The 22,184-nt window shown below is 71.7% G+C and carries 23 protein-coding genes; 7 read left to right on the top strand and 16 right to left on the bottom strand.

Annotated elements, in window-relative coordinates:
* Positions 1–2: 2 nt before the first annotated feature.
* Positions 3–968, bottom strand: coding sequence for a helix-turn-helix transcriptional regulator (locus tag ACIOC1_RS06375; RefSeq protein ID WP_401852325.1), 966 nt, complete (start codon positions 966–968; stop codon positions 3–5).
* Positions 969–1,038: 70 nt separating this feature from the next.
* Between ACIOC1_RS06375 and ACIOC1_RS06370 the strand changes: the two genes are divergently transcribed.
* The gene (locus ACIOC1_RS06370) at positions 1,039–1,488 is read left to right on the top strand and encodes a VOC family protein (RefSeq protein ID WP_355344157.1); all 450 of its coding nucleotides are present in this window, start codon (positions 1,039–1,041) and stop codon (positions 1,486–1,488) included.
* Positions 1,489–1,624: 136 nt separating this feature from the next.
* Here the strand turns inward: ACIOC1_RS06370 and nucS are convergent, their stop codons facing one another.
* Positions 1,625–2,287, bottom strand: coding sequence for an endonuclease NucS (gene nucS, locus ACIOC1_RS06365; protein WP_355344154.1), 663 nt, complete (start codon positions 2,285–2,287; stop codon positions 1,625–1,627).
* A 275-nt stretch (positions 2,288–2,562) separates the two neighbouring features.
* Between nucS and ACIOC1_RS06360 the strand changes: the two genes are divergently transcribed.
* Entirely contained in the window at positions 2,563–2,964 is a 402-nt protein-coding gene (locus tag ACIOC1_RS06360; protein ID WP_188281928.1) for an SCO5389 family protein, read from the top strand.
* Between the two features lie 100 nt (positions 2,965–3,064).
* On the opposite strand, the gene ACIOC1_RS06355 is transcribed toward ACIOC1_RS06360, so the two are convergent.
* Positions 3,065–4,111: an LLM class flavin-dependent oxidoreductase gene (locus ACIOC1_RS06355; RefSeq protein ID WP_355344150.1), complete on the bottom strand. Its 1,047-nt coding sequence runs from the start codon at positions 4,109–4,111 to the stop codon at positions 3,065–3,067.
* 195 nt (positions 4,112–4,306) lie between these two features.
* Between ACIOC1_RS06355 and ACIOC1_RS06350 the strand changes: the two genes are divergently transcribed.
* Positions 4,307–4,630, top strand: coding sequence for an ATP/GTP-binding protein (locus tag ACIOC1_RS06350; protein ID WP_355344147.1), 324 nt, complete (start codon positions 4,307–4,309; stop codon positions 4,628–4,630).
* Between the two features lie 154 nt (positions 4,631–4,784).
* On the opposite strand, the gene ACIOC1_RS06345 is transcribed toward ACIOC1_RS06350, so the two are convergent.
* The 7 genes from ACIOC1_RS06345 to mce form a co-directional block, all read right to left on the bottom strand.
* A complete protein-coding gene (locus ACIOC1_RS06345) occupies positions 4,785–5,702 on the bottom strand; it encodes an ABC transporter permease (RefSeq protein ID WP_391044602.1) in 918 nt (305 codons plus the stop codon).
* A complete protein-coding gene (locus tag ACIOC1_RS06340) occupies positions 5,699–6,934 on the bottom strand; it encodes an ABC transporter ATP-binding protein (RefSeq protein ID WP_401852320.1) in 1,236 nt (411 codons plus the stop codon). Before ACIOC1_RS06340 ends, ACIOC1_RS06345 begins: the two co-directional genes overlap by 4 nt.
* A gap of 173 nt (positions 6,935–7,107) precedes the next feature.
* Positions 7,108–7,881: an ABC transporter permease gene (locus ACIOC1_RS06335; protein ID WP_401852317.1), complete on the bottom strand. Its 774-nt coding sequence runs from the start codon at positions 7,879–7,881 to the stop codon at positions 7,108–7,110.
* A 1-nt stretch (position 7,882) separates the two neighbouring features.
* Positions 7,883–8,893 carry an ATP-binding cassette domain-containing protein gene (locus tag ACIOC1_RS06330; protein WP_355344135.1) on the bottom strand — a complete coding sequence of 337 codons (1,011 nt, stop codon included), beginning with the start codon at positions 8,891–8,893 and terminating at the stop codon, positions 7,883–7,885.
* 181 nt (positions 8,894–9,074) lie between these two features.
* On the bottom strand, positions 9,075–10,013 hold the full coding sequence (locus ACIOC1_RS06325; protein ID WP_188281921.1) for a cellulose-binding protein: 939 nt from the start codon (positions 10,011–10,013) through the stop codon (positions 9,075–9,077).
* Between the two features lie 103 nt (positions 10,014–10,116).
* Complete coding sequence (gene scy, locus ACIOC1_RS06320; protein WP_401852313.1) at positions 10,117–13,659, bottom strand: polarized growth protein Scy; 3,543 nt, start codon at positions 13,657–13,659, stop codon at positions 10,117–10,119.
* A 180-nt stretch (positions 13,660–13,839) separates the two neighbouring features.
* Entirely contained in the window at positions 13,840–14,310 is a 471-nt protein-coding gene (gene mce / locus ACIOC1_RS06315; RefSeq protein ID WP_355349668.1) for a methylmalonyl-CoA epimerase, read from the bottom strand.
* A gap of 140 nt (positions 14,311–14,450) precedes the next feature.
* Here mce and ACIOC1_RS06310 point away from each other — a divergent pair, with 140 nt between their 5' ends.
* Together ACIOC1_RS06310 and meaB are read left to right on the top strand one after the other, a co-directional pair.
* Positions 14,451–15,650 carry an acetyl-CoA C-acetyltransferase gene (locus ACIOC1_RS06310; RefSeq protein WP_401306279.1) on the top strand — a complete coding sequence of 400 codons (1,200 nt, stop codon included), beginning with the start codon at positions 14,451–14,453 and terminating at the stop codon, positions 15,648–15,650.
* 94 nt (positions 15,651–15,744) lie between these two features.
* Entirely contained in the window at positions 15,745–16,719 is a 975-nt protein-coding gene (gene meaB, locus ACIOC1_RS06305) for a methylmalonyl Co-A mutase-associated GTPase MeaB (RefSeq protein ID WP_355349662.1), read from the top strand.
* 35 nt (positions 16,720–16,754) lie between these two features.
* On the opposite strand, the gene ACIOC1_RS06300 is transcribed toward meaB, so the two are convergent.
* The 5 genes from ACIOC1_RS06300 to ACIOC1_RS06280 all read right to left on the bottom strand — a co-directional run bounded on the left by ACIOC1_RS06300 (position 16,755) and on the right by ACIOC1_RS06280 (position 20,209).
* Positions 16,755–17,234 carry a MarR family winged helix-turn-helix transcriptional regulator gene (locus tag ACIOC1_RS06300; RefSeq protein WP_401852309.1) on the bottom strand — a complete coding sequence of 160 codons (480 nt, stop codon included), beginning with the start codon at positions 17,232–17,234 and terminating at the stop codon, positions 16,755–16,757.
* A gap of 64 nt (positions 17,235–17,298) precedes the next feature.
* A complete protein-coding gene (locus ACIOC1_RS06295; protein WP_391161739.1) occupies positions 17,299–18,078 on the bottom strand; it encodes an AIM24 family protein in 780 nt (259 codons plus the stop codon).
* A gap of 11 nt (positions 18,079–18,089) precedes the next feature.
* Positions 18,090–18,740, bottom strand: coding sequence for an AIM24 family protein (locus tag ACIOC1_RS06290; RefSeq protein ID WP_355349656.1), 651 nt, complete (start codon positions 18,738–18,740; stop codon positions 18,090–18,092).
* Positions 18,740–19,378 carry an AIM24 family protein gene (locus ACIOC1_RS06285; protein WP_355349653.1) on the bottom strand — a complete coding sequence of 213 codons (639 nt, stop codon included), beginning with the start codon at positions 19,376–19,378 and terminating at the stop codon, positions 18,740–18,742. The genes ACIOC1_RS06290 and ACIOC1_RS06285 overlap by 1 nt, the downstream gene beginning before the upstream one ends.
* 6 nt (positions 19,379–19,384) lie before the next feature.
* Positions 19,385–20,209, bottom strand: coding sequence for a DUF2127 domain-containing protein (locus ACIOC1_RS06280; RefSeq protein WP_355349651.1), 825 nt, complete (start codon positions 20,207–20,209; stop codon positions 19,385–19,387).
* A gap of 210 nt (positions 20,210–20,419) precedes the next feature.
* Here ACIOC1_RS06280 and ACIOC1_RS06275 point away from each other — a divergent pair, with 210 nt between their 5' ends.
* Positions 20,420–20,764 (top strand): DUF3817 domain-containing protein, encoded by a 345-nt coding sequence (locus ACIOC1_RS06275; RefSeq protein ID WP_188281912.1) that lies wholly within the window; start codon positions 20,420–20,422, stop codon positions 20,762–20,764.
* Complete coding sequence (locus ACIOC1_RS06270; RefSeq protein WP_189873200.1) at positions 20,761–21,054, top strand: MTH1187 family thiamine-binding protein; 294 nt, start codon at positions 20,761–20,763, stop codon at positions 21,052–21,054. The genes ACIOC1_RS06275 and ACIOC1_RS06270 overlap by 4 nt, the downstream gene beginning before the upstream one ends.
* 83 nt (positions 21,055–21,137) lie before the next feature.
* On the opposite strand, the gene ACIOC1_RS06265 is transcribed toward ACIOC1_RS06270, so the two are convergent.
* Positions 21,138–22,124, bottom strand: a complete 987-nt coding sequence (locus ACIOC1_RS06265; protein ID WP_355349647.1) for a DUF5937 family protein — start codon at positions 22,122–22,124, stop codon at positions 21,138–21,140.
* Positions 22,125–22,184 lie beyond the last annotated feature (60 nt).

Raw genomic sequence — 22,184 nt, 5'->3', positions numbered from 1 at the left:
GGTCAGCCGCCCTCCGCCATGGCGGCGAGGCGGCGGGCCAGGCGGGCGGCGGCCTCGCGCAGCTCCGGCGGTTCGAGCACCTCGGCCTCGAAGCCCAGCGCGGCCACGCGGGCGGCGGTCACCTCCAGGGAATCCGCGCCGATGACGAGGACGCACCAGCCGTCGCGCTCGTCGTCCTCGACGCGTCCGACCTGCGGCGGCACCATGTCGCTCACGAGCTCCGTCCGGGCGCGCAGCCGGACGCGGGCCAGGTGCGCGTACGGGGACTCGGTCACGGAGCGCCGCACGTAGGCGACCGGGTCGGGGTGCTCGCGGGGCCGGAAGCGCCAGGTGGTCCTCTGCGCGTCGCGCATCCGGTCGAGCCGGAAGGTGCGCCAGTCGTCGCGGTCGACGTCCCAGGCCATCAGGTACCAGCGGCGCCCCGTGGTGACCATCCGCACCGGCTCGACCGTACGCTCGCGCGCCGTGCCGCCGTCCCGGCCGCTGTACGCGAACCGTACGCGTACGGTGTCCCGACAGGCCCGCGCGAAGGTCATCAGCAGGTCCGGGTCGACTTCGTCGGTGGGGCCCACCAGGGTGTCGGTGGCGCCCTGGACGGCCCGCACCTCGGCGCGCAGCCGGGGCGGCATCACCTGGTCGAGCTTGGCGAGGGCCCGCAGCGCCGCCTCGCTCGCGCCCGCGACCGTGCCGCCCGACGCCAGCCGCAGCGAGACCGCCGTCGCGATGGCCTCGTCGTCGTCCAGCAGCAGCGGCGGCAGCCGGGTGCCCGCGCCGAGCCGGTAGCCGCCGCCGACGCCCGGGACCGCGTGCACGGGGTAGCCGACCGCGCGCAGCCGCTCCACGTCGCGGCGCACCGAGCGGTCGGTGACGCCCAGCTCGGCGGCGAGTTCACCGGCCGTCCAGGACGAGCGGTGCTGGAGGAGCGACAGCAGCCGCAGCACCCGTTCGGTCGTCGCTTCTACGGTCATCGGGTGATCGTTCCACACCGCCCGGCCATCACGGAACGTATCTGTCCGCTATATGCGTCACGCTGGGATCATGAACGAGCACCAGGAAGTCCGCGACATCCAGATCACCTTCGACTGCGCCGACCCGAACGCGCTGGCCGTCTTCTGGGCCGAGGCCCTCGGCTACCGGCTCCAGGACCCGCCCGAGGGCTTCTCGTCCTGGGACGAGGCCCTGGAGTCGATGGGTGTACCGCCCGAGCTGCGCAACGAACGCTCCGCCGCCGTCGACCCCTCGGGCGTCAGGCCCCGGCTCTTCTTCCAGCGCGTCCCCGAGGGGAAGCAGGCCAAGAACCGCGTCCACCTCGACGTCCGCGCCGCCCCCGGCCTGGAGGGCGACGAGCGGATGGCGGCCCACGAGAAGGAGGCCGACCGCCTCGTCGCCCTCGGCGCCACCCGCCTCGCCCGCCACGAGCCCGCCCTCCTCAGTCCGGGCCACATCGTGATGACCGACCCGGAGGGCAACGAATTCTGCCTCGACTGACCCCCGCCCGGGCCGGCGCCCGCCTCCCGCGCCGGCTCGACTCCCTCGAAGCCGCGGACCAGCGCCGCGGGCCAAAGCGGTGAGGCAAAGAGGCGAGTCAAAGGGGCGGGCCAGCGCGGCGAGTCAAAGGGGCGGGCTAGAACAGCCGCAGCTTGTCGTCGGAGATGCCGCGCATGCCGTCGTAGTCCAGGACGACACAGCCGATGCCGCGGTCCGTGGCCAGCACGCGGGCCTGGGGCTTGATCTCCTGGGCGGCGAACACCCCGCGGACCGGGGCGAGATGGGGGTCGCGGTTGAGGAGTTCGAGGTAACGGGTGAGCTGCTCGACACCGTCGATGTCGCCCCGCCGCTTCAGCTCGACGGCGACGGTGGCGCCCGAGGCGTCGCGGCACAGGATGTCCACCGGGCCGATGGCGGTGGGGTATTCGCGGCGGATCAGGGTCCAGCCCTCGCCGAGGACTTCCATCCGGTCGGCCAGCAGCTCCTGGAGGTGCGCCTCGACACCGTCCTTGATCAGGCCGGGGTCGACACCGAGTTCGTGCGAGGAGTCGTGCAGGACCTCCTCGATGGTGATGATGAGCTGCTCACCGGCCTTGTTGACGACCGTCCAGACGCCGTCGTCGCCCTCTTTGAGCGTGCAGGGCGGGGACATCCAGTTGAGCGGCTTGTAGGCCCGGTCGTCGGCGTGCACCGACAGACTGCCGTCCGCCTTGATGAGCAGCAGCCGGGTGGCGGAGGGCAGGTGGGCGGAGAGCCGGCCCGCGTAGTCGACGGAGCAGCGGGCGATGACGAGACGCATGGTGCGCAACGCTACTGGACGCGCCGCCCCGTACGCGATTCGGCCCCGTGTGATTCACCGCCGCACCTTTCGCCCCCGCACGTCCCGTCCGCCCCTGTGCGTACGACTCCGGACGACTGCGGAAACTTGGCCGGTTAAGTGTGCTACCTCCTGGTGCGGTCGGACCAACGACCCTACGGTTGAAGCGGAGGCCGGACGTGCGGGAACGCTGGTCCGGCCGCTGGCAACCCGTCCGTCTGGCTCCGTGTGATCACGGGGTCACGAGAGGAGTACCCATGTCGCTCGACGTCTCACCGGCCCTCCTCGAACAGGCCGAGCGAGGCGAGGTCGACGAACAGGAATTCGTCGACTGCGTCAGGACGTCCCTCCCTTACGCGTGGGAGATGATCAGCTCGTTGGTGGCACAGCTCAAGGTCGACGGCGGAGCCTTCGCCGACAACCAGGTGCCGCCGCCGAGCGAGAAGGAACGCGGCCAGTTGCTCCGTGCACTGGCCAGCGACGCGATACGAGGGGCCCTACAGCGGCACTTCGGGGTGCGGCTCGCCTTCCAGAACTGCCACCGCGTGGCGGTCTTCCCACTGGACACGGTGGACCCCGGGATCGCCGAGAGCTACGGCAAGTTCACTTCCGTCAGGTCCCAAGTGCTCAACCAGTCACCGGAGTTCAGGGACTGCTGACGTAACGCCCCGCCCGGCGAACACCGCCGGTCACGGCCCTAGCGCGCACTGGGCGTCGGCACAATGCGGCCCGCTCCCGCAACCGGACCCGCCCGCGTAATCAGGCCAGTTCCGGGAGCACGTCGGCGCCCAGCCTGGCCACATTGTCCAAGGTGGCGGTGAGGTCCCCCGAGCCTTCCACCAGGAGGGCGAACCGGGTGATACCGGTCCGTTCCGCGGTCGCCGCGAGGCGGTCGGCACACAGCCGCGGCGGACCCACCGGGTGCAGATCACAGAGCAGTTCGGTGTAGGCGTGCGGGTCGCGCATGGCCCGCGCGCTGCCGTCCACCGTGCGGTGGGCGCCGAGCCCGCGCTGGAGCCAGCCGGGCATCGACTTGAGCAGCGTCTCCACCGCGTCCGACCTGGTGTCCCCGACCTGGGCCACGCCCGCCGAGACATGACCGGCGGCCGACACGGCGTCGGGGCAGTGCCCGGCGGCCAGCGCCGTCTCCCGCCAGACCGCCACCATCGCGGCCTTCTCCTCGTCCCCGCAGTGCATCCCCAGCAGCATCGGCAGCCCGCGCTCCGCGGCCAGCCGGACGGTGGCGGGGGAGGTGCAGGCGACCACGACGGGCGGCCCCGAGCCCGCCACCGGCTCCGCCGCCGGGTCGTACAGCTCGTCGGGGCGCGGTACGACGGACACCTCGCGGAAGGCGTAGCGCGGACCGTCCGCGCCGACCGCGGGCTCGCGCAGCCAGCGCAGCAGCAGGTCGAGCGATTCGGGGAAACCGGCCTCGAAGGCGGCCAGTCCGGTGCCGAAGACCTCCAGGTCCACCCACGGGCCGCCGCGGCCGACCCCGAGGGTGAAGCGTCCGCCGGACGCCAGGTGCAGCAGCGCGGCCTGTTCGCCCAGCGCCACCGGATGCGCGGTCGGCAGCACGCTCACCGCGGTGCCCACGCCGATCCGCCGCGTACGCCCGAGCAGCAGTCCGGCGAGGGTGACGGCCGACGGGCACACGCCGTACGGGACGAAGTGGTGCTCTGCCAGCCATACCGTGTCAAGTCCCGCGGCGTCAGCGGCCTCGGCCGAGGATATCGCCCGGTGCAGCGCCTCTCCCTGGCCCTGACCGGGGAACTGGGCCGCTATGACGAAAGTCCCAACTCGCATTGCTCATCCCTCCTCCCTTGGTAACGCTTGGCACGTGCCAAAGGCACGGCTTTCTGGGACGTTTTCATGATTTTCGGCAGTCATATCGGAGATGAGCCGTTCTGGTGTGCGCGAGGCGGGTGTTCCGGTATGGACCGACCGGCCGCGTACCCTTGACGGAGAGTCCGCGAAGCCCAGCAGAGCGCGAGGTGTCCCGTGTCGCCGCGTCGAAACCGCCCGCCCGGCGGAGGCCGCCCCGCCGACCGTACGGAGCAGCAGGAGTCGGGGTTCGGCGCCGGCAGCACCGTGGAGTGGCAGGGCGAGGAGTGGGTGGTGCGCCCGGTCGCGGGCAGCGCCTCCGGCAAGCACTACCGCTGCCCCGGCTGCGACCAGGAGATCCCGCCCGGCGTCGGGCACGTGGTGGCCTGGCGGGAGTACGGGGGAGTGGACGACCGGCGGCACTGGCACCGGGCGTGCTGGAACGCGAGGGACCGCCGCACCAGCAAGGTGCAGCGGTCCCGTAACGCCCCCCGGCACTGAACCGGGGCCATGTCCGGCGGCGGCTGAAGCGGCTGAGCCGTCCGGTACGCCTCGGGCGGCGCCGGTGTTCAGACGTTCCTGGCGCTCAGACGTTGCTGACGCTCAGACGCCCCTGACGCCCCTGACGTTCCTGGCGCTCAGACGCCCCTGGTGCTCAGACGTCCCTGCTGTTGAGGGTCGCGTACGCCGCTCCCAGCAGCACCGCCGTGACGCAGGCCAGCGTGATGAGCTGGGGCAGGCCGTTCTGGTCGCCCTCGCCGATCATCGGGAAGTGGTAGAGCGAGGCCAGCGAGTTGGGCGCGGAGAACCGCACCAGCTTGTCGCGGGCCCCGTCCAGGCTGGACGGCAGGAAGATCGCGATCAGCAGCGGCAGCAGGACGACGCCCAGCATGGTGGTGATCGCCCCGGCCGAGTGCCGCAGCAGCGTGCCGACGGCGAGCGCCAGCAGGCCGAGCAGCGCCACGTAGAGGCCGACGCCGACGGTCGCGCCCAGCCATTCGGTGCCGCTCGCGGCGGTCACGCCGTCCTTGATGACGACGCCCGGGTGCGGGTCCTCCAGGTCGTATCCGGAGACCCGCTTGCCGGACATCACGCTCCAACTGATGAGCGCGGTCATCGTGCAGGCGACCGTGGTGGTCACGAAGGACAGCAGGAAGAAGACGATCGCCTTCGCCGTCAGGACCCGCGAGCGCCGCGGGCACGCGGTCAGGGTGGTACGGATCATGCCGGTGCCGTACTCGGAGGTGATCACCAGCACGCCCAGCGTGATGATCGCCAACTGGCCCAGGATCAGGCCGAACAGGCCGGGCGCGAGCACCGGCACGCTGGTGTCGTTGCTGTGGTCGATCGGCACGACCACCAGCAGATTGATGCCGATGACCAGGACGAGCATCACGCCGAGCGTCCACACCGTGGAGCGCACCGTGCGGATCTTCGTCCACTCCGAGCGCACCGCCTGCCCGAGGGTGGTCTGCGCGACCGGCAACTGCGAGGCGAACTGCGGCTGCGGCGGCTGCTGTTGCTGGTAGCCGCCGTGGGGGGCGGAGGCCGGGAACTGGGCCGGGGCGGTCATCGGGCGTCCTCGCTGTCGGACTTGTCCATGTTCAGGGCGGCGGGTGTGGGCGGTGCGGCGGGTGCGGCGGGCTGAGGCGCAGGAGCGGCGGGAGCGGCCGGCGGCGGCTGGGGAGCGTACGACTGCTGCGGTACGGGCGCGGCCACCGGCTGCTGCTGGTACCCCCAGCCGGGCTGCTGCTGCCCGTAACCCGGCTGCCCGTAAGGCTGTTGCTGCCCGTACGGCTGCTGCCAGCCCTGCGCTCCCGGCGGCGGCGCGTAGCCGCCGGGGCCCTGGACGGCGTACGGCGCCGCGTGCTGGAGGCCCTGGCGCGGGTCCTGCGTCGAGCGGTAGTCGACCGCGCCGCTGGTCAGGCGCATGTACGCCTCCTCCAACGACGCCTGGTGCGGCGACAGTTCCCAGATCCGGACCTCGGCGTCGTACGCGATGTCGCTGATCCTGGGCAGTTCGAGGCCGGTGACGCGCAGCGCGCCGTCCTGCTCCGGCTGTACGGCGGCGCCCGCCTCGGTGAGCGCCTTGCTGAACTTCTCCCGCTCACCGCCCTCGGCGGGCGTGCGGACCAGCGCGTAGCCGGTCGAGTGGTGCGCGATGAAGTCCTTGACGCTCATGTCGGCGAGCAGTTGGCCGCGGCCGATGACGATGAGGTGGTCGGCGGTCAGCGCCATCTCGCTCATCAGGTGGCTGGAGACGAAGACCGTACGGCCCTCGCTCGCCAGCTTGCGCATCAGATTGCGCACCCAGTGGATGCCCTCGGGGTCGAGGCCGTTGACCGGCTCGTCGAAGAGCAGCACCTCCGGGTCGCCGAGCAGCGCGCCCGCGATGCCGAGCCGCTGGCCCATGCCCAGCGAGAAGCCCTTCGAGCGGCGGGAGGCCACGTCCTGGAGGCCGACGACGCCCAGCACCTCGTCGACCCTGCGGGCCGGGATGCCGGAGAGCTGCGCCACGCAGAGCAGGTGCTGGCGGGCGCTGCGGCCCCCGTGCACCGCCTTGGCGTCCAGCAGCGCGCCCACCTTGCGCGGCGCGTTCGGCAGCCGCCGGTACGGCACTCCGCCGATGGTCACCTGGCCGGAGGTCGGCTCGTCCAGGCCCAGGATCATCCGCATCGTCGTGGACTTGCCCGAGCCGTTCGGGCCGAGGAATCCGGTGACGGTGCCAGGCCGTACCTGGAACGACAGGTTGTACACGGCTGTTTTCGCGCCGTACTGCTTGGTCAGGCCGACTGCCTGGATCATGCTCCGCCCCTCGCTGCAACGGAGGCGACTCGCCCCCGTGAGGGAGGAAGCGTAGCCGGTGGGGGTTGGTTCCCCCCACAGTCCCCCGGAGTTGCACCCGGGAGGTGCCCCCATTGCGACAATCGGGACTCGGCCGACGTGCGGGGCCGCCCGGGAGGCGGCCCCCTACCGCGTCAGGCGTCGCGCTTGGCCAGCACCACGTAACCGCCGACCAGCGCCACGATCACCCAGATCGCCATGATGCCGATACCGCCCCAGGGGCCGTACGCGGTGTGGTCGCCCGAATCCGGCACCACCTGCATGATCTTCTGGCCCGCCTGGTCGGGGAGGTACCTGGCGAACGTCTTCACCTTCGGCACCGCCGACAGGATCGGCGAGACCAGGAAGAAGAACGGCATCAGGATGCCGAGACCCAGCATCGGGCTGCGCATCATCGCGGCGGCGCCGACGCACAGCAGCACCATCAGCGTCATGTAGAGCCCCGCGCCGAAGACGGCCCGCAGCACCCCCGAGTCGCTGATCGACGTCTTGTGCGAGCCGAGCAGCGACTGGCCGAGGAAGAACGCGACGAAGCTGGTGGCCATGCCGACCACCAGGCCCAGCAGGCCCGCGATGGCGACCTTGCAGAAGTAGAACATCCCGCGCTGCGGAACGGCCGCAAGCGAGGTGCGGATCATGCCGGTGCTGTACTCGCTGGAGATCACCAGCACACCGAAGACGATCAGTGCCAACTGGCCGAGCGACATGCCGAAGAAGCTGGTGTTCGTGGCGTCGAAGGTCGCCCTGTCCGTGGCGGACCTGTCGTGGAAGGTGTTGTTGACCACCAGACAGATCAGCGCGCCCAGACCCACGGTGACGATGAAGGCGAGCGCCAGCGTCCAGACCGTGGACCGTACCGACTTGATCTTCGTCCACTCCGACTGGAGGACGGCGGTAGGAGACGCCATGTCAGTTCCCCTTCCCGGAGCCGGAGTTGCGCCAGTCCGCACCCCACTGCGGAGCGGGGGCGCCGGGTTGCGGCGCGGCACCGCCCGGACCGGGCGGCGGCGCGAGCACACCGCCCGCGTGGTACTCCACCGAGTCCGCGGTGAGCTGCATGAACGCTTCCTCCAACGATGCCCGCTGCGGGCTGAGTTCGTGCAGCACCACCTGATGCTGCGCGGCCAGCTCGCCGAGCTGCGCCGTGTCGCCGTCCTGGATCTCGAACGTGCCGTCGCTCGTGGTCACCGGGGTGAACCCCGCCGTGGCCAGCACGTCCTTCAGCCGCTCCGGCTGGGGGGTGCGAATCCGCACGTAGGAGCGGGAGTTCTTCTCGATGAAGTCGGCCATCGAGGTGTCGGCCATCAGCCGGCCGCGGCCGATCACGATCAGATGCTCGGCGGTCAGCGCCATCTCGCTCATCAGGTGACTGGAGACGAAGACCGTACGGCCCTGCGCGGCCAGCCCCTTCATGAGGTTGCGGATCCAGTGGATGCCCTCGGGGTCGAGGCCGTTGACCGGCTCGTCGAACATCAGGATCTCGGGGTCGCCGAGCAGCGCGCCCGCGATGCCGAGCCGCTGGCCCATGCCCAGCGAGAAGCCCTTGGAACGTTTCTTCGCCACGGCCGTCAGACCGACCGTCTCCAGCACCTCGTCCACCCGGTGCCGCGGAATGCGGTTGGACTGCGCCAGGCACAGCAGATGGTTGTACGCCGTCCGCCCGCCGTGGATGGCCTTGGCGTCCAGCAGTGCGCCGATGTACTTCAGCGGCTCGCTGAGCTGCGCGTAGTGCTGACCGTCGATGCGTACGTTGCCCGACGTCGGGTTGTCCAGCCCGAGCATCATGCGCATCGTCGTGGACTTGCCCGCGCCGTTGGGCCCGAGGAAGCCGGTCACCACGCCGGGGCGCACGGTGAAGGTCAGATTGTCGACGGCGGTCTTGTCCCCGTACCGCTTGGTGAGCCCCTGCAACTCAATCATGGTGGCGAGGCTAGCAACCGCCCCGGAGTAAACCGAAACCCCCGCCCGGGATGGGCGGGGGTGTCGGGCGACCCGTCGGCGAACGTTCAGCCCGTGTTCAGAGGCTTCAGCCCGTGTTCAGACGCTCTGGCCCTTCCTTCGGCCGCGGCTCCTGACCGGGCCCGAGCTTCCGATCGAGAGATCAGCGGGACTGCTGCGCCGGGACGCCACGCGAGATCGGCTCGTCGTCGGCCGGAGCACCGGCCGCGGCGACCGCGGCACCGGTCAGCGTCGCCAGCATCTCGCGGACGTTGGTGAGCTGAGCGTTGATGCTGTCGCGGCGGTTGGTGAGCGCCGCCAGCTCGCGCTCGGACTCGCTGCGGATCCGGTCGGCCTTCGCGTTCGCGTCCGCGACGATGTCCTCGGACTGACGCTGAGCGGTCTCCACCGTCTGACGCGCGCGACGCTCGGCGTCGGTGCGCAGCTTCTCCGCCTCCAGGCGGAGCTGCTCGGCGCGGTGCTCGATCTCCGCCAGGCGCTTCTCGGCCTTGGCCTGACGGCCCGCCAGGTCACGCTCGGACTGCTCGCGGCGCTTGGCCAGGTTCGTCTCGAAGTCCGCGGCGGCCTGGGCGGCCTTGGCGCGGGTCTCCTCGAAGAGGGCGTCCGCCTCCTCGCGCTTGTTCTGCGCGTCCTTCGTGGCGTCGGCGCGGAGCTGCGAAGCGTCGCCCTTCGCCTTGTCGACGATACGGACGCCCTCGTCCTCGGCCTTCGACTTGCGGTCGGCGGCGAACGCCTCCGCGTCGTTGCGCACCTGGTTGGCGGCCGACTCGGCCAGCTCGCGGTGCTGCTCGGCGGCGCGGCGGGCCTCCTCGCGCAGGTCCTTCGCCTCCTCCTCGGCGAGGCGCAGGATCTTCTCGACACGGGCACCGAGACCCGCGTACGACGGCTCCGAGTCATTGACCTGGGCCTGGGCGTTCTGGGTTTCGAGGTGCAACTCCTCGATGCGCTTCTCCAGCGCGGTGATCCTCGTCAGTGCGCTGTCACGGTCGGCGACGAGCTTCGTGATGCGGTCGTCCACCTGTCCGCGGTCGTATCCGCGCCGAACGAGCTCGAAGCCGAAGGGGGAGGAAGTGTCGCTCATGGGGATCCTGTCGATTCAGACCGGTTGAGGTGATAGGGGGAATCCTAGGGGCCCAGGCGGCGTGTCACCGAGCCATTGCCTATTAGGTATGGAGAATGTCCGCTCAATCGAGTGGAGCATCGTCGATGCGCTTGCCACTCGAACGAGTGGTTCCCGCGCCCGCACCAGCGGTGACACCGCCACCGGGTGCCTCGAACGACTCCAGCGCCTCCAGCACGTCCTGGACGCGAGAGATCTCCGCGTTGATGTCTTCTCTGCGGCGCACGAGGATCTCCAGCTCTCGTCTGCCCTCGGTCACGATGCGATCGGCTTCGCTGCGGGCCTCCCCCTTGACCCGCTCGGCCTCGCGCTCGGCCTCGGCCTTCTTCTGCTCGGCCTCCTTCAGGAGGCCCTCGACCTTCTTCACCGCGGCGATACGGACCTTGCTCGCCTCGGAGGTGGCCGTGGACTTGATCTCGGCGGCCTTCTGCTCCGCCTCGGCGAGCTGCTCGGTGGCGGCGGTGACCAGCTTGTCGACCCGCTCGCCGACGGTCTTCATCGCCTCCGCGGCCTCCTTGCGGGCCCGGTCGTGCAGCTCCTCGACCTCGGACTCCACGCGCTGGCGCAGTTCCTCGGTACGTTCCCTTATGGCCGTCGCGTCGTGCCTGGCCTCGCCGAGCATGGTGTCCGCGTCGGTCCGCGCCCGCTCGACCAGGCCGTTGCCCTCCGCCGTCGCCTCGTTGACCAGCCGCTCGGCCTCGCCGCGGGCCGCGCCGACCATCGCGTCGGCCTGCTCCTCGGCCGTCGCCGCGGTCCTGCGGGCCTCCGCCTGCGCCTTGCCGATCAGCTCGTCCGCCTGCTCCGCGGCCTCGCTGCGGCGCTTGTTGGCCGCCTCGCGCGCCTCGTCGAGGACGCGCTGCGAATGCGTCCGCGCCTCCTCGGCCTCGCGCTCCGCGGTGTCCAGCGCGTCCTTGGCGAGGATACCGAGCCGTTCGGCCTCCTCGCGGGCCTTGGTGACCAACTGGTCGGCCTGGCCCGCCGCGTCGGTACGCATCCGGTTGGCGTCGTCGCGGGCCTCGGCGCGCAGCCGGTCGGACTCCTCGATCGCCTCGGTGACCGTACGGTCGGCCAACTGCCGTGCCGCGTCGGCCTCTTCCTGGCTCTCCCGGCGGATCCGCGCCGAGTCCTCCGACGCCCGCTCCCGCTCGGAGTTGGCGTCCGCGCGCAGCCGGTCCGCCTCGCCCTGGGCCTCGCCGCGCACCCGCTGGGCCGCGTGCTCGGCCGCCGAGCGGAGCCCGGCGATCTCCTCCTCGGCCTCCTGGTGCAGATGCGCGACCGAGTCGCGGACCTGCTGCGCGGTGGCCTCCGCCGCCGCGACCGCCTCCGCGGCCCGCTGGTCGGCCTCCGCGCCCAGCCGGTCGGCCTCCGCCGCCGCGTCCTCGACGCGCTTGCGGGCGGCGGCCAGCAACTCCTCGCTCTCGCGGCGGGCCTGCGCGCGCTCCTGCTCGGCCTCGCCGCGGGCGGCGCCCAGCAGCTCCTCGGCCTCGCGGCGGCGCCTGGCCGCCTCCTCCTGCGCGGCGGCCAGCGCCTCCGCGGCCTCCGTACCGAGGCGCTCGGCCGCCGCGGCGGCCTCCGCGCGGACCCGGTCCGCGTGCTCCTTGGCCTCCGCGCGCCGCTGCTCGGCCTCCGCCGCCGCCTCCGCCTGGAGCCGTACGGCGACGCTCTCGCCCTCCGCGCGGGTCTGCGCCGCGTCCGCCGCGGCCTCGTCCCGCAGCCGTACCGCCTCGGCCTCGGCCTGCTCCTGGAGGGTGCGGACCCGCTCGGCGGTCTCCTGGCGCAGCCGCTCGGCCTCCTCGGCGGCCTCCCGGCGCAGCCGCTCCGCCTCGGTGTCCGCGTCGCGCAGCGACTGCTCGGCGGCGGCGAGCCGGGCCTCGGCCTCCTCGCGGAGCCGTACCAGGTCGGTCTCGGCCTCCTCGCGCATCCGGGCGACGAGCGTCTCGCCCTCCGTGCGCTGCCGCTCGGCGGCCTGCTCGGCCTCCTCCTTGACCGTCGCGGCCTGCCGCTCCGCCTCCTGGCGCAGCTCCTCGGCCTCGGTACGGGCGTGCTGGAGGGCCTCCTCGGCCTTGGTGTTCAGCGCGGAGGCCCGCTCGACGGACTCGGTCCGCATCCGGTCGGCCTCGGCGGCCGCGCCCTGCCGCAGCTCGTCGCCGTCGGCCTTCGCCTTGGCCAGCAGCTCCTCGGCGCGGCTCGCGGCCTCCTCGATCTGCTGGACGGCCTCCCTGCGCGCCTCACCGCGGATCCGCTCGCCCTCGGCGACCGCGTCGGCCCGCAGCTGCTCGGCCTCGCCGCGCAGCCGCCTGGCCTCCTCCTGGAGCTCGACGGTCCTGGCCCGGTACTCCTCGGTGTCGTCCTGGGCGGCGCCGCGCAGCTCCTGCGCGGACGCCTCGGCCTCGCTGCGCAGCCGCTCGGCCTCCGCCTCGGCCTCGCGCCGGATCCGCTCGGCCTCCTCGCCCGCCGACTTCGTGGTGGAGCGGGCGTCCTCCGACGCCTTGGTCAGGATCTCCTCGGCCGACCTGGCGGCCTGCGCCAGCTGGGCGGCGGCGTCCTCGGACGCGGCGGCGCGGGCGGTCTCCTGCGCCTCGGTACGGATGCGCTCGGCCTCGGCGCGGGCGTCGGCGACGGTCTGCTCGGCCTCGGTCTTGGCGCTGTCCACCTGCTTGGTGGCCTCGCCGACCATGCGGGCGATCTCGGCCCTGGCCGTACGGGTGCGCTGCTCGTTCTCCGTCTCGGTGGCCGCCAGGCGCTTGGCGGCGCCGGCCGTGGCCTCCTCGCGCAGCCGCTCGGCCTCCGCGCGGGCGGTGCGCAGCGCCTCGTCGGCCTCCCGCAGCCGCTCCTCGGCCAGCCGGGACAGCTCGATCGCCCGGCTTCTGGCCTCGTCGGACTCGCTGCGGGTGGAGGTGCGCAGCTGCTCGGCCTCGCTGGTGGCCTCCTGCGCCTGCGTCGAGGCGGCGGTCAGCAGCCGCTCGGCGTCGGTGCGGGCCCGGCGCAGCAGCTGCTCCGCCTCGTTGCGCGCGGCCTGCGCCTCCGAGGTCAGCCGCTCGCGGGTCTGCTCGGCGACCCGGGTGGCCTCGGCGCGGGCGGCGGCCAGCGCGGCCTCGGACTCGGCGCGGGTCTCGTCCAGCAGGCGGCGGGCCTGCGACTCGCTGCGGGCCCGCAGCTGCTCGGCCCACGCCACGTTCTCGTTGACGTGCGTCTCTACGGTCGCGCGGCGCTCGCCCAGCTCCTCGTCGAGCTGCCGCCGCCGGGCGATGGCCTCGGCGTGCCACTCCGCCTCGAAGCGGGCCTGGTGCTCGGCCTGCTCCTGGAGCAGCCGCTGGGTCTGGGCGCGGGCGTCGCGCAGCTCGCGCTCGGCGTCGGCGCGGAGCTGGTCGGCCTGGATCTGGGCGTTGCGCAGGAGCTGGTCGGCCTGGTGGCCGATGTTGTCGTAGGCAGGGCGGGACGCCAGATTGCGGCGCGCCTCGTGCAGCTTGGCGCGCAGCACCTCGACCTGGTATCCGAGGTCGTCGGCGTGGTCGACGGCCTTGCCCCGCTCGGTACGAAGCCGCTCCATCTCGGCTTCGAGCTGAGAGAGGTGGTCGTCAGCCTGGTAGCTGTCGTTGCCCCGCACTCCGCGGTCCCATCGGTCTCCTGGCGTACTCACCCGCCAACCGGGTGAGATTCCTCGTCACTCCGTTTGAAGACAGAGCTCTACGAAGAATGGTGTCAGATCAACGTCGCGGAGCGCGAGCGTACCCGCGTGCCCACCCCGGTCGGCCCGGTCACTCTACCGGGCAGGACGGGGGTTGGGTCAGTGGTCCCGGGAGCCCTTCGCTGTCTCTGCCGTGGTCTTTTCCGCCGAGGTGACCAGCTCGGTCAGTACGCCGTGGCAGTCCTTGGGGTGCAGGAACGTGATCCGGGAGTCCATCGAGCCCCTGCGCGGCTCGTCGTAGAGCACCCGTACGCCCTTGTCGCGGATCGCGGCGGAGTCGGCGTCCACGTCCGCGGTGCCGAAGGCGATGTGGTGCACGCCCTCGCCGTTCTTGGCCAGCCACTTGCCGACCGCGGAGTCCTCCCGGGTGGGCTCCAGGAGCTGGAGGTAGCTGGCGCCCCCGTCGGAGGTGCCGTTGATCCTGAGCATGGCCTCGCGTACGCCCTGCTCCTCGTTCACCTCGCTGTGCGCCACTTCGAAGCCGTAGGTGGCACGGTAGAACTCGACGGTCGCGTCCAGGTCGAAGCAGGCGATGCCGATGTGGTCGATGCGGGTCAGCCCAGTAGCCATGGACACAGTGCACCGCACCGGTATGTGGTCACGCAACGTGCGCGCCGTCACACGTTCCGACGGGTGACCGAGCGGCCTACCCCTCAGTACATTGACGATAACCCTCGTTAACTTCTCTCTTCAGCCGAAGGGGCCGCACCATGACCAGCCAGGCACGTACATCCGTGATCGTCGCAGGTGCCCGAACCCCGATGGGCAGGCTCCTGGGCAGCCTGCGCACCTTCTCCGGGTCGGACCTCGGCGGTGTCGCGATCAAGGCCGCGCTCGACCGCGCCGGAATCGGCGGCGACCAGGTGCAGTACGTGATCATGGGCCAGGTGCTCCAGGCGGGCGCGGGCCAGATCCCGGCCCGGCAGGCGGCGGTCAAGGCCGGCATCCCGATGAGCGTGCCCGCGCTCACCGTCAACAAGGTGTGCCTGTCCGGCCTCGACGCCATCGCGCTGGCCGACCAGCTCATCCGGGCCGGCGAGTTCGACATCGTGGTCGCGGGCGGCCAGGAGTCCATGACCAACGCCCCGCACCTGCTGCCCAAGTCCCGCGAGGGACACAAGTACGGCGCGATCGAGATGCTGGACGCGATGGCGTACGACGGGCTGACCGACGCCTTCGAGAACATCGCGATGGGCGAGTCGACCGAGACGCACAACGGGCGGCTCGGCATCGAGCGCGCCCCGCAGGACGAGTTCGGCGCGCTGTCCCACCAGCGGGCCGCCGCCGCGCAGAAGAACGGCGTCTTCGACGCCGAGATCACCCCGGTGGAGATCCCGCAGCGCAAGGGCGACCCGGTGGTCTTCAGCCAGGACGAGGGCATCCGCCCCGAGACCACCGCCGAGTCGCTGGGCAAGCTGCGGCCCGCCTTCAAGAAGGACGGCACGATCACCGCCGGTACGGCCTCGCAGATCTCCGACGGCGCCGCCGCCGTGGTCGTCATGAGCCGCGCCAAGGCGGAGGAGCTGGGGCTGGAATGGCTCGCCGAGATCGGCGCCCACGGCAATGTCGCCGGCCCGGACAACTCGCTCCAGTCCCAGCCGTCCAACGCCATCAGGCACGCGCTCGGCAAGCAGGGCCTGACCGTGGACGACCTCGACCTCATCGAGATCAACGAGGCGTTCGCGGCCGTCGCCGTCCAGTCGATGAAGGACCTGGGCGTCACCCCTGAAAAGGTGAACGTGAACGGCGGCGCCATCGCCCTGGGCCACCCGATCGGCATGTCGGGAGCACGTATCGTGCTGCACCTGGCCCTCGAACTGAAGCGGCGCGGCGGCGGTACGGGAGCGGCGGCGCTGTGCGGCGGCGGCGGACAGGGCGACGCGCTGATCATCACGGTCGCGGGGAACTGACGGGCCCGGCCCTTCGGTTCCACGGCTTTTCCGGGTTCTTCCCGGGTCTTTTCGGGCTTTTTCGGTAGTGAGCGGGAAGAGGGAGCGAACAGACGTGGTGGACGTCCTCACCTTGGTCGAGCAGGCGCGGCAGGGGCGGCCGAGGGCCGTGGCCCGGCTGATCTCGCTCGTGGAGGGGGCGTCCCCGCAACTCCGCGAGGTGATGGCCGCACTCGCGCCGCTGACCGGCGGCGCGTACGTGGTCGGCCTCACCGGGTCGCCCGGCGTCGGCAAGTCCACGTCGACCTCGGCGCTGGTCACCGCGTACCGCAAGGCGGGCAAGCGGGTCGGCGTCCTGGCCGTCGACCCGTCGTCGCCGTTCTCCGGCGGCGCCCTGCTCGGCGACCGAGTCCGTATGTCGGAGCACGCCTCCGACCCCGGCGTCTACATCCGCTCCATGGCCACCCGCGGCCACCTCGGCGGCCTCGCCTGGGCCGCCCCCCAGGCCATCCGGGTGCTGGACGCGGCGGGCTGCGACATCGTCCTCGTCGAGACCGTCGGCGTCGGCCAGTCCGAGGTCGAGATCGCCGCGCAGGCCGACACCTCCGTCGTGCTGCTCGCCCCCGGCATGGGCGACGGCATCCAGGCCGCCAAGGCCGGAATCCTGGAGATCGGCGACGTCTACGTGGTCAACAAGGCCGACCGCGACGGAGCCGACGCCACCGCCCGCGAGCTGAACCACATGCTCGGCCTCGGCGAAGCCCGCGAGGCGGGGGACTGGCGGCCCCCCATCGTCAAGACCGTCGCCGCGCGCGGCGAGGGCATCGACGAAGTCGTCGAAGCCCTGGAGAAGCACCGCGCCTGGATGGAGGAGCGCGGCGTCCTGGCCACCCGCCGCCGGGCCCGCGCCGCCACCGAGGTCGAGCACATCGCCGTCACCGCCCTGCGCTCCCGCATCGGCGACCTCCGCGGCGACCAGCGCCTGGACTCCCTCGCCGAGCGCGTCACCGACGGCACCCTCGACCCCTACGCGGCGGCCGACGAACTGATCGCCGGCCTCACCTCGAACGAGCCCCGGGACCTCTCCTGAGGCCCTGAGGCCCTGAGCCCCTGAGGCCCGCGGGGCTACTTCTCGCGGACCGTGCGGAGGTGGTCGGCCACCGGGGCCATGGCGCGGCGGTAGGTCGCGAGGTCCTCCGGGGCGATGAGGTCGATGAAGTGCGCGCGGACCGCGGCGACATGACGGGGGGCGACCTGGCGCATGGTGGCCCAGCCCTGGTCGGTGAGGACCGCGTAGAGACCGCGGCGGTCGGACTCGCAGTTCTCGCGGCGGACGAGACCGGCCGCCTCCATGCGGGTGATCTGGTGCGACAGGCGGCTCTTGGACTGGAGCGTGGAGCGCGCCAGATCGCTCATGCGCAGCCGTCGCTCCTCGGCCTCGGAGAGGTTGACCAGGATCTCGTAGTCGTTGTTGGTCAGGCCGAAGGACTGGAGGTCCCGCTCGAGTTGGTACATGAGCAGCCGGCTGACGTCCAGATGGATGCGCCAGGCGCGCTGCTCGTCCTCGGTGAGCCAAGCCGTAGCGCTTTCAGCTTCTGCTGTCACGGTCTCCATAGAGTGAATTCTACCGGCGGTCACACCACGGATGATCGTCAGGGTAGCGGGACGGTCACCGTCCGAAACGGCCCTGCCCGGGTGCGCCCGCGCCGGGGACGCCGGGTCCGGCCTGTCCCGGCACGCCGCCGGTGTCGACCTCGGCCATCAGCGTCTCGGTGGACTGGAGCAGCACCTGCCCCGCGCCGACGAACTCGAACTGGTGCTCCTCGCCCGACGCCCCGCCGATCCCGGTCATCGCGCGGATACCGCCGAGGACACCGCGCAGATACGCGTGGTCGTAGTGGTGGCAGGGGGACGGGCAGTCCGCCCAGCCGACCAGCGCCTGCGGGTCGACCCGGATCGGCGGCTCCACGAAGTGCACCGCGCCGTTCGACGCGGCCACGAACTTCCCCGTGCCGATCAGCGTCAGAAAGCCGGGAATGATCGACTGCTTGAGCGCCAGCGTGGGCTCGAAGGCCAGCAGATTCCCCGACCTGATGGTCAGATTGCCGTCCTCCAGATCGTACGAATTGATGTCGTACGACCGGTCGGCGAGCAGCATCTTGCCGCGCCCCTGCGCCACCACCCAGTCCGCGGCGTGCAGCGGCGAGTGGAAACTGGTGGCGACCAGCCGGTCCAGCGGGCCGTGCCCGATCGCGTGGAAGTCGACCTGCCCGTAATAGGCGATCATCTTCCCCTTCTGGAGGAACCACTGCCCGTCCAGCTCCACGCAGAAGGCGTACGGGTTGACGTTGTCGTTCACCGGCAGCGTGTACGGGTCGTACACCACGGGCCCGCCGCTGTCGCCCGGCGCGCCGCCCGGTACGCCGCCCCCCGGAGGGCCCCAGCCCATCGGACCGCCGCTCACAGCTTCTCCTCCGACGCCTGTACGTAGACCATTCCCTGCCCGGACAGCTCCAGTTGGAACGCCTCGCCCGAACCGCGCCCGACCATCTCGCGCCAGCCGAGCGCCGCGGACAGCTTGTTGCGTACGTCGCCGCGGTGGGCGACATACGCCTGCGGGTCGACGTGCACCGGGCGCTGCGGGGCGATGGGCAGTTCGATGACACCGCCGTGCGCCATGACGGCGACCGACCCCTTGCCCTGGAGCGTGGTGGTGAACAGGCCCTGCCCGGTGACCTGACCGCGTATGACGCCCATGACACCGCCCTGCGAACCCATGAACATGGTGCCCTGCCGGAGCGAGCCGTCGAAGGCGAGCAGCCGGTCGGCCTCGACGTACAGCGTCTCGCCCGCGAGGTCGATGGAGTGGATGTGGTGCCCGCCGTGCCCGAACATCACCGAGCCGTCGCCCTCGATGGTCATCAGCGGCGTCGCCTCGTTGGCGACCCGGCGGCCGATCATCGACATCACACCGCCCTGCCCGCCGGTGATGCTCGGCGTGAAGGAGACCTCGCCGCGGTACGCCAGCATCGCCCCGCGCTGGCTGAACATCCGCTGGCCCGGGGCGATCGCGGCCTCCACCATCTTGGAGTTGATCCTGGTGAACGGCATCAGAGCTGACCCCCGATCGTGGTGCGCTCGCTGGGCTGCACGTACACCAGCCCCTCGCCCTCGAAGCGGATCTGGAAGCTCTCGCCCGACCCCTCGCCGATCACCGTGCGCCAGCCCACCGACTGCTGGAGCTGCTGCCGCAGATTCCCGGTGTGCGCGATGTACGCGCCCGGGTCCACGATCAGCGGCGTCGCGGCCGACACCCGCAGCACGATCGCGGGCCCGTCGGACATCACGGCCGCCTGCCCGGTGCCCTCGACGGTCGTGGTGAACAGGCCGTTGCCCTGCGAGGCGCCGCGCAGCCCGGTGAAGGTGGTGCCGGTGCGCAGCGCGGAGTCGGTGGCCAGCAGATTGCTCGCCTCGACGTAGAGCTTCTCGCCGTTCAGCCGGACCAGATTGATCTCGGTGGCCCGGTCGGCGAAGTAGCACGTGCCGTGCCCCTTCACCTCCATGACGGCCATCGACTCACCGGTGATCCGGCGGGTGACCAGGCCGCGCAGGCCCTCGCCGCCGCCGGTCATCTTCTTGAACGTCATCTCGCCCTCATAGGCGACCATCGCGCCGTTCTTCGCCTTGACGGTGTCGCCGGTGAGGTCCACGGCGAGCACCCGGGTGCCCTGGAGCCGGAAGCGTGGCATCGCGGATCAGACGCCGTCCGCCGTGGACCGCTGCCGCACCGGCAGCGGCGGCTTGGGCGCGTGGTCGCCCGGCACCTCGCCCGCGGCCTCCTCGACCTCCAGCAGCGACGCGCTCCGGCGCTCGGCCTCGAACGCCTTGTGGCCGCCGCGCAGCCCGAACAGCCGCTTGCCGAGCAGGATGTAGAGGACGGCCAGCACATTGAGCGTGATCGTGGCGACCTTGAACCAACTGACCCGCTCGGTCAGCTCGTAGCCCTCGATCGGCAGGAACGCGGCGGTCGCCACCACCGCCAGATACTCCGCCCAGCGCTTGCCCCACCACAGGCCGAAGCCCTCGATGATCTCGATCAGCGCGTACGCCAGCAGCAGGGCGGCGACGAGCTGGAGGGTGGAGTGCTTGTAGTCGAAGGTCTTGCGGATGGTGTCGACGACCGGCGAGTGGTCCAGGTCGTAGTGGAAGTGCTCGGCGACCGGCTTGAAGACGGTGAGGTCCTTCTCGAACAGGTCGCGCACCGCGTTCTGCGAGTTGCTGAACCGCCAGACCGCCCAGGCGGCGATCAGGACCAGCAGGCCGCGCAGGATTCGCTCGACGGCCAGGAAGCGCAGGATGAACAGGTCGCGCAGCGCCCGGCCGCGCGGCACCTCGGGGGCGCGGTCGGCGGGGCCGGCGCCGTGCGGGTCGCCGAGGACGAAGTCGCCGCAGCGCAGACAGCGCCACACCGTGCCGACGGCGGTGCTCGCGTGCAGCTTCTGCCGCAGGTGGTTCTCGTCGGGCGCGTAGGTGATGTGCCCCTTGCGGGCGCAGTGCCGCCGGTCCCAGTCCATCGTCATCGTGTCTCGGTCCCCGTTGGGTGGTCGGTCAGGTCGTGCGGATCACGTCGTGCGGGTGGTGCGTACGGGTCGTGTCGTGGACAGGGACGCTATCGCCCGTCCCGCGGTTTCCTACCCCCGGGGCGGACCATCGATACGGGCCGGTGATAATGGGGTGGTCTTGTGATCACGTTCACAAGCCTGTTTCCCGTCACCGACAGTGAGGTTCTCGTGGACCTGAAGACCGCCACCGCCCTGCGCAGGCTCCGTCTGATCTCCGCCCCGGAAGCGGTGTCGTTCCTGCTGCTGATGGTCTGCTCGGTGCTCAAGCGGACCACCGACTTCAACGCGGTGCCCGTCATGGGCATGGTGCACGGAGTCCTGTTCGTCCTCTACGTCGTCTTCTGGGCGGACGCCTGGCGCCGCGCCAAGTGGTCGCCGGCCCGCGGTGCCCTCTTCTTCGTGCTGTCCGTCCTGCCCACCGGCGGCTTCTTCGCCGAGCGGATGCTGCGCCGCGAGTCCGAGGAGTCGGTCGTGGCCGCGCGCGGCGCTCAGGGCGAGGCGGTCGGCGCATGATCGTCGCCTTCTCCGTCACCCCGCTGGGCGTCGGCGAGGACGTCGGCGAGTACGTGGCCGACGCCGTCCGCGTGGTCCGCGAGTCCGGGCTGCCGAACCGTACGGACGCGATGTTCACCTCCGTCGAGGGGGAGTGGGACGAGGTGATGGACGTCGTACGGCGGGCCGTCGCCGCGGTCGAGGCGCGTGCGCCCCGGGTGTCGCTGGTCCTCAAGGCCGACATCAGGCCGGGCGTGACGGACGGACTGACCTCGAAGGTCGAGACGGTGGAGCGCCACCTCTCCGAGTAGCGGAGCGGCGGGGCGGCGGAGTGCCGCGATGGCGGACGCCCGGATGGCGGCGGGCGCCGTCAGCGGCCCGTTGTCCCGCGTGCTCAGAACAGCCCGCCGGTCGTGAGCGCGATCCCCAGCGGCGTCCGTTCGTACAGCACCTGGTGCCCGTAGCGCCGGGACGCCAGCAGACCCGCGTCGCGCAGCACCGCCAGATGCGCGGAGACCGACGACAGCGCGAGGGCGTGCCGGTGGGCCAGCGCCGTCGTGGTGCTGGGCGCGTCGAGGTCGCTGAGGATCGCGGCCCGGTTGGCGCCGAGCAGCGCGATCATCGCGGCGGACGCGGTCGGCCCGGTCTCGGCCCACAGCCCGCCGATGCCGCGCGCCGGATAGACGACGGTGGGCTGCCAGGGCGGGTCGAAGGCGTTGCCCGCCTCGGGCCAGAAGAAGACGCTGGGCACCAGCACCAGCCCCTGGCCGCTGAGATCCGGCAGGTGCGAGGTGTGCCCCGCCGCCGTCAGCGCGCCCTCCGACCAGCTCAGCTTCGGGTGCAGCGCGGTGAACAGCCGCTGCATGCCGCCGTCCGCCAGCCGCCGCGCGTGATAGGCGATGTCCGCCTCGAGCACCGCCCGCAGCCGGGGCCAGTGCGGGGCGAGCAGGGCAGCCCACACATGCTCGTACAAACCGGCCAACTGCCGTACGGTTCCGGCCGGATCGGCGAGCATCGCGCGGCCCCGCTTGCCGTGCTCCGCGCCCGGGGTCTGGGCCAGCGCGGCCTGGATCTGGCGGTGCGCCTCGTCCGGGTCCGTGGCCCGTACGACGTCGAGTTCGTCGTCCAGGGTGCCCAGGGGCGCCTGGGGCGGGGGGTGCAGAAAGTCCGGGGGGTGCCCGTGATCCGGTGCCAGCAGCCACAGCGGAGCCAGGTCGAGACCGGCCGCGGCGGCCCTGACCTGCCGCAACCAGGGCAGGTGGTAGCCGTGTCGGTCCGGCCGGGACAGGGTACGTATCGCCCCCTGGGTCTCCCGCAGCGGTGAGATGGCGAAGCGGCACCGCAGAAGGTCCTCAGCCGCAAATCGCATACGAAACGACATCACGACCCCCAAGATTCGGCTCAGTCCGAAACACTACGATATGCAGTGCTCATGCCACCA

Origin of the sequence: Streptomyces sp. NPDC088197 (genome assembly GCF_044741185.1) — a bacterium.
GTDB lineage: Bacteria > Actinomycetota > Actinomycetes > Streptomycetales > Streptomycetaceae > Actinacidiphila.
The sequence above is the reverse complement of the archived record's forward strand: the minus strand, read 5'-3'. Positions and strand labels throughout refer to the sequence as shown.

Excerpts from the sequence above, each read along its gene's own strand:
- nucS (WP_355344154.1), bottom strand. The coding sequence starts at position 2,287 with ATGCGTCTCGTCATCGCCCGCTGCTCCGTCGACTACGCGGGCCGGCTC.
- ACIOC1_RS06265 (WP_355349647.1), bottom strand. The coding sequence starts at position 22,124 with ATGTCGTTTCGTATGCGATTTGCGGCTGAGGACCTTCTGCGGTGCCGC.
- ACIOC1_RS06270 (WP_189873200.1), top strand. The coding sequence starts at position 20,761 with ATGATCGTCGCCTTCTCCGTCACCCCGCTGGGCGTCGGCGAGGACGTC.
- ACIOC1_RS06285 (WP_355349653.1), bottom strand. The coding sequence starts at position 19,378 with ATGCCACGCTTCCGGCTCCAGGGCACCCGGGTGCTCGCCGTGGACCTC.
- ACIOC1_RS06295 (WP_391161739.1), bottom strand. The coding sequence starts at position 18,078 with ATGGGCTGGGGCCCTCCGGGGGGCGGCGTACCGGGCGGCGCGCCGGGC.
- ACIOC1_RS06325 (WP_188281921.1), bottom strand. The coding sequence starts at position 10,013 with ATGAGCGACACTTCCTCCCCCTTCGGCTTCGAGCTCGTTCGGCGCGGA.
- ACIOC1_RS06345 (WP_391044602.1), bottom strand. The coding sequence starts at position 5,702 with ATGACCGCCCCGGCCCAGTTCCCGGCCTCCGCCCCCCACGGCGGCTAC.
- ACIOC1_RS06335 (WP_401852317.1), bottom strand. The coding sequence starts at position 7,881 with ATGGCGTCTCCTACCGCCGTCCTCCAGTCGGAGTGGACGAAGATCAAG.
- ACIOC1_RS06360 (WP_188281928.1), top strand. The coding sequence starts at position 2,563 with ATGTCGCTCGACGTCTCACCGGCCCTCCTCGAACAGGCCGAGCGAGGC.
- ACIOC1_RS06355 (WP_355344150.1), bottom strand. The coding sequence starts at position 4,111 with ATGCGAGTTGGGACTTTCGTCATAGCGGCCCAGTTCCCCGGTCAGGGC.
- ACIOC1_RS06340 (WP_401852320.1), bottom strand. The coding sequence starts at position 6,934 with ATGATCCAGGCAGTCGGCCTGACCAAGCAGTACGGCGCGAAAACAGCC.
- ACIOC1_RS06330 (WP_355344135.1), bottom strand. The coding sequence starts at position 8,893 with ATGATTGAGTTGCAGGGGCTCACCAAGCGGTACGGGGACAAGACCGCC.
- ACIOC1_RS06375 (WP_401852325.1), bottom strand. The coding sequence starts at position 968 with ATGACCGTAGAAGCGACGACCGAACGGGTGCTGCGGCTGCTGTCGCTC.
- ACIOC1_RS06290 (WP_355349656.1), bottom strand. The coding sequence starts at position 18,740 with ATGCCGTTCACCAGGATCAACTCCAAGATGGTGGAGGCCGCGATCGCC.
- ACIOC1_RS06370 (WP_355344157.1), top strand. The coding sequence starts at position 1,039 with ATGAACGAGCACCAGGAAGTCCGCGACATCCAGATCACCTTCGACTGC.
- mce (WP_355349668.1), bottom strand. The coding sequence starts at position 14,310 with ATGGCTACTGGGCTGACCCGCATCGACCACATCGGCATCGCCTGCTTC.
- ACIOC1_RS06310 (WP_401306279.1), top strand. The coding sequence starts at position 14,451 with ATGACCAGCCAGGCACGTACATCCGTGATCGTCGCAGGTGCCCGAACC.
- ACIOC1_RS06280 (WP_355349651.1), bottom strand. The coding sequence starts at position 20,209 with ATGACGATGGACTGGGACCGGCGGCACTGCGCCCGCAAGGGGCACATC.